Origin of the sequence: Actinomycetospora sp. (assembly GCF_036497245.1) — a bacterium.
Classification (GTDB): domain Bacteria; phylum Actinomycetota; class Actinomycetes; order Mycobacteriales; family Pseudonocardiaceae; genus Actinomycetospora.
In genome coordinates this window covers 1-12,967 of the sequence record NZ_DASXJS010000148.1, presented here as the reverse complement: position 1 = coordinate 12,967, position 12,967 = coordinate 1, and the positions used below count along the sequence as shown (strand labels likewise).

General features: G+C 73.2%; 10 protein-coding genes. 1 reads left to right on the top strand and 9 read right to left on the bottom strand.

What is annotated here, in order from left to right:
• Window positions 1-64: 64 nt before the first annotated feature.
• The 7 genes from VGI02_RS16020 to VGI02_RS15990 all read right to left on the bottom strand — a co-directional run bounded on the left by VGI02_RS16020 (window position 65) and on the right by VGI02_RS15990 (window position 7,284).
• Window positions 65-847 (bottom strand): YybH family protein, encoded by a 783-nt coding sequence (locus VGI02_RS16020; RefSeq protein ID WP_331628540.1) that lies wholly within the window; start codon window positions 845-847, stop codon window positions 65-67.
• Window positions 848-917: 70 nt separating this feature from the next.
• On the bottom strand, window positions 918-1,685 hold the full coding sequence (fabI, locus tag VGI02_RS16015) for an enoyl-ACP reductase FabI (protein ID WP_331628537.1): 768 nt from the start codon (window positions 1,683-1,685) through the stop codon (window positions 918-920).
• A 21-nt stretch (window positions 1,686-1,706) separates the two neighbouring features.
• Window positions 1,707-2,411 carry a 3-oxoacyl-[acyl-carrier-protein] reductase gene (fabG, locus tag VGI02_RS16010; RefSeq protein ID WP_331628535.1) on the bottom strand — a complete coding sequence of 235 codons (705 nt, stop codon included), beginning with the start codon at window positions 2,409-2,411 and terminating at the stop codon, window positions 1,707-1,709.
• 99 nt (window positions 2,412-2,510) lie between these two features.
• On the bottom strand, window positions 2,511-3,479 hold the full coding sequence (locus VGI02_RS16005; protein ID WP_331628533.1) for a VWA domain-containing protein: 969 nt from the start codon (window positions 3,477-3,479) through the stop codon (window positions 2,511-2,513).
• 4 nt (window positions 3,480-3,483) lie between these two features.
• A complete protein-coding gene (locus VGI02_RS16000; RefSeq protein WP_331628531.1) occupies window positions 3,484-4,680 on the bottom strand; it encodes a DUF58 domain-containing protein in 1,197 nt (398 codons plus the stop codon).
• Window positions 4,677-5,768 (bottom strand): AAA family ATPase, encoded by a 1,092-nt coding sequence (locus VGI02_RS15995; RefSeq protein ID WP_331628529.1) that lies wholly within the window; start codon window positions 5,766-5,768, stop codon window positions 4,677-4,679. The genes VGI02_RS16000 and VGI02_RS15995 overlap by 4 nt, the downstream gene beginning before the upstream one ends.
• Window positions 5,769-5,931: 163 nt before the next feature.
• Window positions 5,932-7,284, bottom strand: a complete 1,353-nt coding sequence (locus VGI02_RS15990) for an NlpC/P60 family protein (RefSeq protein ID WP_331628527.1) — start codon at window positions 7,282-7,284, stop codon at window positions 5,932-5,934.
• A 662-nt stretch (window positions 7,285-7,946) separates the two neighbouring features.
• On the opposite strand from VGI02_RS15990, the gene VGI02_RS15985 reads away from it, so the two are divergent.
• Window positions 7,947-10,787 carry an aconitate hydratase gene (locus VGI02_RS15985; RefSeq protein ID WP_331628525.1) on the top strand — a complete coding sequence of 947 codons (2,841 nt, stop codon included), beginning with the start codon at window positions 7,947-7,949 and terminating at the stop codon, window positions 10,785-10,787.
• A gap of 82 nt (window positions 10,788-10,869) precedes the next feature.
• Here the strand turns inward: VGI02_RS15985 and VGI02_RS15980 are convergent, their stop codons facing one another.
• Together VGI02_RS15980 and VGI02_RS15975 are read right to left on the bottom strand one after the other, a co-directional pair.
• A complete protein-coding gene (locus tag VGI02_RS15980) occupies window positions 10,870-11,571 on the bottom strand; it encodes a hypothetical protein (RefSeq protein WP_331628523.1) in 702 nt (233 codons plus the stop codon).
• A gap of 68 nt (window positions 11,572-11,639) precedes the next feature.
• A partial coding sequence (locus VGI02_RS15975; RefSeq protein WP_331628521.1) for a choline/carnitine O-acyltransferase occupies window positions 11,640-12,967 on the bottom strand: 1,328 nt, incomplete at its 5' end.

Below are 12,967 nucleotides of genomic sequence, written 5' to 3'. Positions count from 1 at the left end.
GGCTGCTGTTCGTCGGCACCGCCTGGCCCGCGGGCGTGTGGCCTTTCGACGTCCGCGCCTGACCTCAGCTCTCCGTCACGGGGAACGACAGGTGCTGGTGGATCATCTGCCACTCCCCCTCGCGCCACTCGAACACCCGCGTCGCCCGCGACCGGGACTCGGCCCCGTCCGCGACGATCCGGTCGATCCCCCAGGCCACCGCCAGGTCCCCGTCCGCGCGCACCCGAAGGTCCGGCACGTCGAACGCGATCTCGCCCGACGCGGACTCCAGGCCCGACCGGCAGATCTCACGGACCGCGTCGACACCCTCGTAGCTCATCGGGCCCGCGTGCTCGTAGGACACGACGTCGTCGGCGATGTTCGCCATCATCCCCTCGAGGTCCTTGGCCGCGGTCTGCTCGAACCACTGCTCGTGGACCGCGCGCACCTGCTCCACAGAGGCTTCCTCAGCCACGCCGTCGTCGGTGAACGAATGGTGCTCGTGGGCGACGACCCAGCGCCCGTCGTCGCGCCGGAGCCCCAGGGTGAGGCGCAGCCGGCGGTTCGGCGTCCGCGCGAACTCGTCGGGCGTCCCGCACCGCAACAGGGCGACCGCGAACGCGACCTCGGCGCCCGCCGTCACGTCCAGCGACACGATCTCGAACGACGCCCCCGACGCCTGCCACTCGAAGAACCCGGGCCAGGTCTGCTCGTAGTCCGCCAGCCCCCGCACCCCGTCCTCCGGGGGCGGGACGTCGAACATGACGATGTCGGGCGCGTGGTCGGCGAGCACGCCGGCCATGTCCCCGGTGTGGACCGCGAGCGCCCACCGTTCGATGAGGTCGCGGATCTGCTGCTCGTCGTCCATGGCCTGGCCTCCGTCTCGGGTACGGAGATGGAACCACCGGACCCCGACAGCCGGGCCGGGCGCGTGAGGCTCAGACGCCGATCGCGTGGAACCCGCCGTCGGCGTGGACCATCTCGCCGGTGGTCGTGGGCAGCCAGTCGGAGAGGAGCGCGCACGCGGTCTTCGCGACCGGGGTCGGGTCGGTGAGGTCCCAGCCCAGCGGGGCACGGTCGGTCCAGGCCTGCTCGAACGACTGGAAGCCCGGGATGGACTTGGCGGCCATGGTCTGGATCGGGCCCGCCGCGACGAGGTTGACGCGGATGCCGTCGGGCCCCAGGTCACGCGCGAGGTAGCGGGTGGTCGACTCGAGGGCCGACTTCGCGACACCCATCCAGTCGTAGGCCGGCCACGCGACGGTGTTGTCGAAGTCCATCCCGACGATGCTCGACCCGCGCGAGAGCAGGGGGCGGCAGGCCACGGCGAGGGACTTCAGCGAGAACGCCGAGACCTCGATCGCCGTGGACACGTCGGACCATTCGGCCTTGAGGAACGCGCCCTCACCGAGCGCGGCCGCCGGGGCGAACGCGATCGAGTGCAGCACCCCGTCGAGGCCGTCGACGTGCTCACGGACCTGGTCGGCGAGGCCGTCGAGGTGCTCCTGGTTCTGCACGTCGAGCTCGATGACCGGCGCCTCCTGCGGCAGGCGCTGCGCGATCCGCTTGACCAGCGAGACGCGGCCGAAGCCGGTGAGGATCACGGTCGCGCCGGCCTCCTGGGCCGCCTTCGCGACGTGGAACGCGATCGACGCGTCGGTGATGATCCCGGTGACCAGGATGCGCTTGCCGTCGAGCAGACCCACGAAAGCTCCTTCTGTGTATCTCTAGTGGCCCATGCCGACGCCGCCGTCGACGGGCAGCACGGCACCGGTGATGTAGGCGGCGTCGTCGGAGGCGAGGAACGCGACGGCCTTGGCGATCTCCTCGGGCTTCGCCGTCCGGCCCACCGGGATCGCGCCCAGCATCTCCTCGCGGCGCTTGTCGGTGAGGTCGGCCGTCATGTCGGTGTCGACGTAGCCGGGGGCGACGACGTTCGCGGTCACCCCGCGCCCGCCGAGCTCGCGGGCGACCGAGCGCGCCAGCCCGATCAGCCCGGCCTTGGAGGCCGCGTAGTTCGCCTGGCCCGGCGCGCCCATCAGACCGACGACGCTGGAGATGTAGATCAGCCGACCGAACCGGGACTTCATCATCCCCCGCGTCGCGCGCTGGGTGACCCGGAAGGCGCCGGTCAGGTTGGCGTCGAGCACGTCGGTGAAGGCGTCCTCGGGCATGCGCATCAGCAGCCCGTCCTGGGTGACGCCCGCGTTGGCGACGACGACCTCCACCGGCCCGTGCTCGCTCTCCACCTGGGAGAACGCGGCATCGACGGCCGCGGAGTCGGTGACGTCGCACTGCACGCCGTGCAGGCCCTCCGGCGGCTCCCCGCTGCGGTGGGTGACGACGACGGTGTTGCCCGCCTTCGCGAGCTCCTGGGCGATCGCGAGGCCGATGCCCCGGTTGCCTCCGGTCACGAGCACGACCCGGCTCACGCATCTCCTCCAACGTCGGCGGCTGACCGCGGCGCACGCTATCGGCTACCCCTCGGTAGCGCCTTCCCAGTGGCGCGACCCACCGTCACCGTGACGCGACTAGGGCAACCGGGCGCCGAGCGCGAACGCCGCACCCAGGCCGATCACCACGAGGATCGTGCCCGCCATGAGCCAGTCGGCCCCGGTGTCGACCTCCTGCGACTCGTAGCCGATCTGCTCGCGCAGCGTGTCGTAGGTGGCGCGGAGGTCCTGCTGGCTGGCCGCCTTCGAGAAGTCCCCGCCGGAGCGCCGCGCGATCTCCTGCATGTCGGAGTCGGCCACCGCGACCGGGACCGGCCGCCCCTCGATCTCGATCTCCCCGTAGTCGGTGCCGAACGAGATCGCCGAGACCGGGACGCCCTGCTGCTTGGCCTGGTCGGCGGCGGTGAACGCGCCGCGCGGAGCCTCGAGGTCGGACGGGATGGTCTGCTTGCCGTCCGAGAGCAGGATGATCCGACCCGGGGGCGGCTGCTCCGGACCCTGGATCTGGGTCGCCACGGACCGGATGGACGCCAGGGACGCCTGGATCGCCTCACCGGTCGCGGTCGACTCGGCGAGCTGCAGCGTCGAGATCGCACGCTTGACGGAGTCGCGGTCACGCGTCGGCGACACGAGCACCGTCGCGGTCCCGGCGAACGACACCAGCCCGAGGTTGATGCCCGGCGGCAGCTGGTCGACGAACTCGGTGGCCGCCTGCTCCGCGGTCTGGAGCCGGCTGGGGCTCACGTCGGTGGCGCGCATCGAGAGCGACACGTCGATCGCGAGCATCACGGTGGCGCGGTTGCGCGGGACCTGCTCGGTGGTCAACGGCCCGGCGAGGGCGATGACGAGGCAGGTCAGCGCCACGAGGATCAGCGCGATCGGTGCGTGACGTACCTTCCCGGGCCGCTTCGGCGCGATCTTCTCGAGGACGCCGAGATTGGTGAAGCGCATCGTGTTGCGGCGCCTGCGGCGCTCGTTCCAGACGTACACCCCGGCGAGGGCGACGACGATCAGGAGGGCGAGCAGCCACCACGGGTGGGAGAACACGGGGTCAGCTCCTTCCCGCCCGGTTTCCGGCGAGTGCCCCGGATCCGGTGACCGAGGTCGTCCCCTGCCCCGACCAGCCCCGCTTGCGCGCGACCACGAACCGCACCACGTCGGCGATCCAGTCGCGGTCGGTCCGCAGCCGGAGATGCCCCGCGCCCGCGCCGCGCAGCGCGGCCGCCACCCGGTCGCGGTGGGCCGCGGCCTCGGCGGCGAAGCGGCGCCGCAGCGTCGGGGTGGTCGTCACCTCGCGGGTGTGCCCGGACTCGGGGTCGGCGAGCACGACGGTGCCGACGTCGGGCAGCTCCTCGTCCCGCTCGTCCCCCACCTCGATGGCCAGCACCTCGTGGCGCATCGCCAGCCCGCGCAGGGCCCGGTCCCAGTCGACGTCGCCGAGGAAGTCCGAGATCACGACGGCGAGGCCGCGGCGTCGGGGTGGGTTGCGCAGTGCCTCCAGGGCGCCGAGGAGGTCGCCCCGGGTGCCCTCCGGGGCCCGCGGGGTCGCCGCGATGCGGCGCATCAGCCCGTGGGCGTGCAGCGTGCCCCCGCGCGCGGGGAGGCGGACCAGGCCCGCCCCCTTCCCCGTCGCTCCGCTCGCCCCGGCTCCGGTGGCGACGATGGCACCCACCCGGTTCCCGCCGCCGCGGGTGAGGTGCACGACCGCCGCGCACGCGGCCACCGCGAGATCCCGCTTCTCGCAGCCGCCGGTGCCGAAGTCGAGGCTCGGCGAGAGGTCGACCACGAGCCAGACCTCCAGCTCGCGGTCCGCGATGGTCTCGCGGATGTGGGGCTCCGAGGTGCGGGCCGTGACGGACCAGTCCATGCGGCGCACGTCGTCGCCGGGTTGATAGGCCCGCGCGTCGCCCGCCTCCGACCCCGGTCCGGGGACCAGCCCGAGGTGGTTGCCCTGCAGCAGCCCGTCGAGGCGTCGCCGGACGGTCAGCTCGAGGGTGCGCAAGGACGCGTCGAGGTGCTCGCTGCCCGGCGCGAGGCTCGGTGGGTACGGCTCGGCGCCCCGGCCCTCGCGCGGCGGGCGGACAGGGAACTCACCGCTTCCCGACCCGGACCCACTCTCGGCCTGCTGCTCCGCCCCGGGAGCCCGGCCCGCGTCGTCGTCGCGCTCCTGCCCCTCCCCGGCCACGCCGAGGCGTCCGAGCAGCCGCGGCCACCACGACACCCGCGCGGGGGCCTCGTCGCCGCTCACGAGCCGGCCGCCGCCTGGCGCCCGGGCGCGGGGCCGGCGTGCTGGGGTGCCTGGCCGGCAGGACCGGAGACCGCCACGGGGCGGGCACTGACCTGGGGCAACGGCACCGTCTGCAGCAGTCGCGTCACCACGTGGTCGACCGGGACCCCGTCGGCGAGCGCGTCGTAGGAGAGCACGAGGCGGTGACGCAGCACGTCCGGCGCGATGTCGACGACGTCCTGGGGCAGCACGTAGTCCCGGCCGCGCACCAGCGCGAGGGCGCGAGCGGCGGCGATGATGCCGAGCGAGGCGCGCGGGGACGCGCCGTAGGCGACCCAGCCGGCGACGTCGGACATGCCGTGGGTACCGGGCTCGCGGGTGGCGATGACCAGGCGCACCACGTAGTCGACGAGCGCGTGGTGCACGAACACCTGCGAGGCGACCTCCTGCAGGCGGCGCAGCTCGGTCGGGTCGAGCACGGTGTGCGGCTCCGGCGGGTGCACACCCATCCGGTAGACGATCTCCCGCTCCTCGTCGGCCGTCGGGTACTCGACGAGGATCTTGAAGAGGAACCGGTCCCGCTGCGCCTCCGGCAGCGGGTAGACGCCCTCGTTCTCGATCGGGTTCTGGGTGGCCAGCACGAGGAACGGGTCGGGCATCGGGTGGCTGATGCCGCCGATCGACACGTGCCGCTCAGCCATCACCTCGAGCATCGCCGACTGCACCTTCGCGGGCGCGCGGTTGATCTCGTCGGCCAGCACGAAGTTCGAGACGACCGGCCCGAGCTCGACGTCGAACGCCTCGCGGCCCTGCCGGTAGATCCGGGTGCCGAGGATGTCCGAGGGCACCAGGTCGGGGGTGAACTGGATGCGGGCGAACGAGCCACCCACGACCCGCGCGAAGGTCTCCACCGCCAGCGTCTTCGCGACGCCCGGCACACCCTCGAGCAGCAGGTGGCCCCGGGCGAGCAGGCCGACCAGCATCCGCTCGACGAGGCGGTCCTGCCCGACGATCACGCGCTTGACCTCGAGCACGGTCCGTTCGAGCTGCTCGGCGTCGTGCGCCGGGGTGTCCGGTCCCTGGTGCTCAGTCGCCGTCTGCTCGCTCACCGCGGGCCCTCCGAATCCTGCGGGCGCCGTGCCCGGTCCTGCTCCGCTGCACTACTGCACTGTCGCTGCGTGACGGTACCGACCGCCTCCGACACCGTGCGCCTGCCCAAGACTGGTCGCATCAAGGAGAGGGCCGGTGGGGTGAGACCCCGGTGAGGACCGGTCATCCCAGCGGCCGGGTCACGGTCGGGACGATCTCGTCGTCGAACCGGACCGGGGCGATCCGCACGACCTTCCCGGACTCCGGGGCCTCCACCATCTTGTCGTCGCCCAGGTACAGGGCGACGTGGTGGACGCCGTCGTCGTCGGCCCAGAAGAGCATGTCACCGGCCTTGCGCTGATCGAGCGGGTACTTCGCGCCCGCATCCTCCTGGTAGCCGCTGTAGTGCGGCAGCGACTTCCCGGCGGCCGCGAAGGCGTAGACCATCAGGCCCGAGCAGTCGAACCCGGTCTTGTCGAAGTCGCCGAAGGCATCCGCGACGCCGCCGTCGTGGATGCCCTGCGTGGGGCCGTTCGCGTCGCCGCCGCCCCAGGCGTACGTCGTGCCCAGCTCCGAGAGGGCCCGGTCGATGACGGTCTGTGCCGGGTCCTGCCCGGAGGGAGCGGACCCGGACGGGGAGGACGGCGACGGCGACGGCGTGGGGGTGCTGACGGCGGGCGCGGGTCCGCGGGCGAGCCGGGCCCGGGCGGCGTCGCGTGCCGCCGCGTCGGCGGAGTCCTGCGCCCGCTGCTGGGCCGCCTGTGCCGCCTCGGCCCGCCGTCGCTGGGCGGCGAGGGCGGCGTCGGAGGCCTCGAGTTGCGCGAGCCGCGTCTGGGCCGCCTGGCGCTGGGCGGTGACCCCGGTGATCTGGCGCTGCTGGTCCGCGACGGCGTTCCGGGCGGCGCCGAGCTCGCGGCCGGCGGCGTCGCGGGTGGCGGCCGCGCGGGTCGCGGCGTCGGCGGCGTCGGCCGCGGCGGCGCGGGCCCGGGAATCGGAGTTCGCGGCCTCGACCCTCGCGTTTTCGTAGCTCTCGAGGTCGGCCGACTGCTCGGCGGTGACCAGCCCCTGCAGCTGCAGGCGGTCGGCCACGTCCTGCGGGCCCCGGGTCCCGGCGAGCGCGGTGCCGATGCTCGCGGCGTCGGCCTGCTGGTACTGCGCGGCCACCCAGGTGTCGACCCGCGTGCGGGCACTCTCGGCGTCGGCGGCGACCCGGTCCGCGGCCGCGCGGGTGGTGGCCGCGTCCCGGCGGGTCTGCTCGACGCGACCGCGGGCGGCGGTGTCGTCGGCGACGGCGCGGTTGGCGAGCTCCTGGCGCTGCCCGGCCTTCTCGGCGAGGCCGTCGAGCTGGGTCTGCAGCGTGGAGAGCTGGCCGACGAGGCGTCCCACCTCGGCGCCGGCGGCGGCCGTCCCGCCCGGCGGCGGGGGCGGCGCGGTCTGGGCGCTCGCCGGGACCCCGGCCAGCAGCAGCGCGGCGGCGCAGGCCAGGACGAGACCCGTGGCCGTCCCGGCCCGGCTCCGACCGACCGCTCGCGCCACGGCGAACCTCCTCCACTGCCACGGCGGCCCTGGGCGGACGCGAGTGGATCACCTGGGCCCGCCGGAACGGTGGCACCACACCGCCGTGGGCGTGTCCGGACGGTGCTCCGGGGTACGCCCGACGAGCTGCCGGCCCGGCGAGGGGCACTGGAGGCAGCCTCACGCCGCTCTCCCTCTGCCGGGCGTGCTCCTGATCAAGGTGCGGGGTGCGGCGTATCGCACGAGGGGCACAGGAGGCAGCTTTCGGGCGCTCTCCCTCTGCCAGGCGTGCTCCTGATCATCGACGGGCCGCCGGCGCGGGGCCGGGCGCAGAGGTGGGGTGAGACGCGGCACCCCGACGGCCGGACGTGATCGTCGTAACCTGGAAGGCGCAGGTCCGGGGGTGCGAGTGCGCCGCCGGTGACCGTGCGCGAGACTCCCGGCAGGACGGGATCGTCTCCGCGCGGCACGCACGACGCGACGCACCCGCGGGCCACGCTGCGGGCCGGCACGCGAGGGTGCTCCGACGGGCCACCGGGGAGCCGGTCCCGCACCCGCGGATCGACCGGTCGGCGTACCACCACCACTCCGGTCGGCCCAACCGACGGCTCGCACGCACGGGTCGACCAGAGCAGCGGGCCGGTCCCCCACCACATGGGACCGCCCCACCAGGGAGGACAGGCGTGAGCGAAGAGTCCAGCAGCGTCGACAGCTTCGGGGCCCGCGGGACCCTCGCCGTCGGCGACACCACCTACGAGATCTTCCGGCTGAACGCGGTGGAGGGCTCGCAGCGCCTGCCCTTCAGCCTCAAGGTGCTCCTCGAGAACCTCCTCCGCACCGAGGATGGCCTGGTCACCACCAAGGATTCCATCCAGGCCCTCGCCGGATGGGACCCGTCCGCGGAGCCCGACACCGAGATCCAGTACGTCCCCGGCCGCGTCGTGATGCAGGACTTCACCGGCGTGCCCTGCATCGTGGACCTCGCCACGATGCGCGAGGCCGTCACCGAGCTGGGTGGTGACGCCACCAGCGTCAACCCGCTCGCGCCCGCCGAGCTGGTCATCGACCACTCCGTCGTCGCCGATCTCTTCGGCACCCCGGACGCGTTCGAGAAGAACGTGGAGCTGGAGTACCAGCGCAACGAGGAGCGCTACAAGTTCCTGCGCTGGGGCCAGACGGCGTTCAACGAGTTCAAGGTCGTCCCGCCCGGCACGGGCATCGTCCACCAGGTCAACATCGAGCACCTGGCGCGCGTCGTGATGAGCCGCAACGCGCCCGGCAACGGCACGCTGCAGGCCTACCCCGACACGCTGGTCGGCACCGACTCGCACACCACGATGGTCAACGGCCTCGGCGTCCTGGGCTGGGGCGTCGGCGGCATCGAGGCCGAGGCCGCCATGCTCGGCCAGCCGGTGTCGATGCTCATCCCGAAGGTCGTCGGCTTCCAGCTCTCCGGTGAGCTGCCCCCCGGCGCCACCGCGACCGACCTGGTGCTCACGATCACCGAGATGCTGCGCGAGCACGGGGTCGTCGGGAAGTTCGTCGAGTTCTACGGCGAGGGCGTCGGCGCCGTGCCGCTGGCCAACCGCGCCACCATCGGCAACATGAGCCCCGAGTTCGGCTCGACCTGCGCGATCTTCCCGATCGACGACGAGACGCTGAACTACCTGCGCTTCACCGGCCGCGACGACGAGCAGGTCGCCCTCGTCGAGGCCTACTGCAAGGAGCAGGGCCTCTGGCACGACCCCCAGCACGAGGCCGACTACTCCGAGACCCTCTCGCTGGACCTCTCGACGGTCGTCCCCTCGATCGCCGGCCCGAAGCGCCCACAGGACCGCATCCGGCTCGACGAGGCGAAGAGCGCCTTCCGGGTCGCGCTGCCCGACTACGTCGACGACGGCAACGGCTCGCCCGCCTCGCAGTCCGAGCAGTCCGACGCCGAGTCCTTCCCGGCCTCCGACCCGCCGAACGAGACCGACGACGAGCGGGACCGCCCCGTGCACCGCCAGCCGGTGGACCCGAGCGGTCGGCCGTCGCACCCGATGCCGGTCACGATGGGCGACGGCACCCAGATCGAGCTCGACCACGGCGCCGTCTCGATCGCCGCGATCACCTCGTGCACCAACACCTCGAACCCGTCGGTGATGATCGGGGCGGCCCTGCTGGCCCGCAACGCCGTCGAGAAGGGCCTCGAGCGCCGCCCGTGGGTGAAGACCTCGCTGGCACCCGGCTCCAAGGTCGTCATGGACTACTACGAGCGCTCCGGGCTGCTGCCGTACCTGGAGAAGCTCGGGTTCAACCTGGTCGGCTACGGCTGCACCACGTGCATCGGTAACTCCGGTCCGCTGCCCGAGGAGATCTCGAAGGCGGTCAACGACGGCGACCTCGCCGTCACCGCGGTGCTCTCCGGCAACCGCAACTTCGAGGGCCGCATCAACCCCGACGTGAAGATGAACTACCTGGCCAGCCCGCCGCTGGTGGTGGCCTACGCGCTCGCCGGGACGATGGACCTCGACCTCGCCACCGAGCCCCTCGGCCACGACACCGACGGCAACCCGGTGACCCTCGAGGACATCTGGCCCTCCCCGCAGGAGATCCAGGACGTCATCGCCTCGGCGCTCTCCCCGGAGCAGTTCACCTCCGGCTACGCCGACGTCTTCGCCGGCGACGAGCGCTGGACCTCGCTGCCCACGCCCGAGGGTGAGACGTTCACCTGGGACGAGGGCTCCACCTACGTGCGCAAGCCCCCGTACTTCGAGGGCATGAACCGCGAGCCGTCGGCGGTGTCGGACATCGCGGGCGCCCGGGTGCTGCTCAAGCTCGGTGACTCGGTGACCACCGACCACATCTCCCCCGCCGGTGCGATCAAGGAGGAGTCGCCCGCGGGGCGCTACCTCAAGGAGCACGGCGTCGAGCGCAAGGACTTCAACTCCTACGGCTCGCGCCGCGGCAACCACGAGGTGATGATCCGCGGCACCTTCGCCAACATCCGGCTGCGCAACGAGCTGCGCGACGGCGACGGCAAGGACCTGCCCCAGGGCGGGTGGACCGCCGACTACAGCCACGGCGGCGAGCAGGCCGCGGTGTACGACGCGGCCCAGAACTACGCCGCCGAGGGCACCCCGCTGGTCGTGCTGGCGGGCAAGGAGTACGGCTCCGGGTCCTCGCGTGACTGGGCGGCCAAGGGCACGACGCTGCTCGGCGTGCGCGCCGTCGTCGCGGAGTCCTACGAGCGCATCCACCGCTCGAACCTCGTCGGGATGGGCGTGCTGCCGCTGCAGTACCCGGACGGCCAGAACGCCGACTCGCTGGGCCTGACCGGCACCGAGACCTTCTCGATCACCGGTGTCACGGCGCTCAACGACGGCGGCGTGCCCGACACCGTGCACGTCACGGCGGAGCCCACGGACGGCGGGAAGGCGATCGAGTTCGACGCGCGGCTGCGCATCGACACCCCCGGTGAGGCGCACTACTACCTCAACGGCGGCATCCTGCCCTACGTGCTCCGCAAGATGCTCGGCTGAGCCCACCGGGGTTCGGAACGAACGACTCGTTCGTGCATATAGAGACCACGAACGAGTCGTTCGTTCCTTCCGGGGGCGAAGATCACGACGACGGGTCGCGCGCCGGCAGCCGCTCCTCGAGGTCCTCGGGGAGCTCCGGCATGTCCTCCAGCCCGCTCTCGGCGAGCATCCACTGGAGGTCGTCCGCGCTCAGGTCGTCACCCCGGGCGTCGAGGACCTCACGCAGGTAGGCCACGAACTCGGCCTCGGGGTCGGCCTCCTCGGCGTCGAGGGCGTGCGCCAGGACCGCGCCGAGGTCGGACCAGCGCTCCACGGCCTGCAGCGGCACCGCGATCACCGTCGTCCCCAGGACGATCTGGGGATAGGCGAGGACGGCCTCGTCGTCGGCCTCCCAACGCGCCTCCGGCCGGGCGTCGATGATGCGCCGTCCGAGCAGCAGACCGAGGTCGAGGACCAACGAGGGCGTCGCGTCGTCGGGGACCCGGTCCGCGAACCGCGCGCCGATCGCGTCCCAGGCCTCGGGCTCGGGACCGTGGTCGAGCCCGATCCGGTCCAGCAGCGCCGACACCTCGGCGACCCGGTCCGGCTCGGCGGCGACGATCTTCCGCGCGACGGCGCGGGCGCGGGTGTCGTCGACGGTCGCGCCCGGCGGTTCGTGGGGCGCGTCGTAGGGCCGGTAGTCCCCGAGGTCCGCCGGGGGCGGTTCGGCGGACAGCCGGCGGTAGGTCGGTGTGCCCGGCACGCGGACCCAGGGCAGGAAGGTCGACCAGAGGAGGTCTCGCACGGGGAGAAGGATCGCAAGCCCGGTCCGGTCGGTCGCCGTCGGTCCCCGTTCGGCTGCCGTGTCCCTGCTCAGCGCCCCCCGAGCAGCGTCGTGATCTCGTCGACGGCGGTCCGCAGTTCCACGGCGAAGCGCGTCATCTGCTCCCCGACCTCGGCCGAGGTGCTGAGGTGGACGACCCAGCGGTCGGGCAGGAGCACGTAGGCCACGCCGATGCACTGGGTGCTGGTCGAGCCGAAACCGAACAGCCGGACGTTGACCGAGGGCGCCGAGCTCGTCGACATGTAGTCGTCCCGCATGATGCGCCAGCCCGGCGAGTCGACGACGGCGAGCGGCGGGGTCACGCCGAGCTCGGCACCGCGGCGCGCCGCGATGAGCGAGAGCTCCCACAGGTGCTGCTCCGGGGCCTCCCCCGCCTGGCAGGCGCGGGCGCGCTTCCCGTGGACCTCGGCCGCGGCGTCGAACGCGGCGCGGCGGGCGTCGTCGTCGGTCCCCGGGTCGTCCATGGCGGCCATGAACGCGAGGATCTCCGGGGTCACCACCCGCATCGCCTCGGTGCGCCCGTGGTGGAACTGGAGGGTCGCGATCGACTCGTAGGTCGCCCCGGTGAAGCCCTTCGCCCGCCGGTGCGCGAGCTGGTACGCGAGCTGCGCGAACGCGTCCGGGGACACCCCGAGCTGCTTCGCGCGGTCGCTGCCGTGCTCGAACACGACCCGCTCGGTGGCCACCCCGTCGGCGAACGCGGTGAAGTCGGCGCCCGCCTCCCGGACGTCGGCGGCCCGCTCGTCGGAGAGGACGAACCGCACCTCCGTGGCCGTGGGCTCGCCGTGGGGGTGGGCCCCGAGACGCTCCGCGTGCGCGGCGGTGGATTCCGAGAGGATGCCGTCCACGAGGGCGAGCACGGTGGTTCCGTCGAGGCGGCAGTGCTCGGTGTTGATCCCCGCGGTCCCGTCGGCGAACACGACGAACGTGACCGCCTTGTCGAACCACCGGTTCGCGGCCTCCCCCGCGAGCAGCGCCTTGCCGCACGAGAGGTCGTCGTCGGGCACGCCGTCCTCGAGGCTCACGCAGAACAGCGCGGTCTCGATCGTCTCGAGCCCGGCGGCGTTGTCCGGGTGCTCGTCGCGCAGCGCCCGCCGGCTCGCTGCCCAGGCGGCGCGGGCCTTCGTCGTGAGCCGCCCGACGCCGGGTCCCGGCTCGTCGGCGCGCGCCTGGATCGCCCGCAGCGCGTCGGCCAGCTCCGCCGCGGAGTGCGGTCTCCCGTCGACCCCCAGCACGTCGAGGCGGACGGCGTGCCCGCGGACGAACACCACGATGTGGCGCTCGCGCGAGGGCCCCGGCCACCCGTCGGTGTAGGGGGTGCGGGCGGTGTCCTGCTCGTCGCCGGGGATGCGCGTGG

Bases quoted from the DNA above. Each gene is read 5' to 3' on its own strand.
- VGI02_RS16020 (WP_331628540.1), bottom strand. From the start codon at position 847: ATGGACGACGAGCAGCAGATCCGCGACCTCATCGAACGGTGGGCGCTC.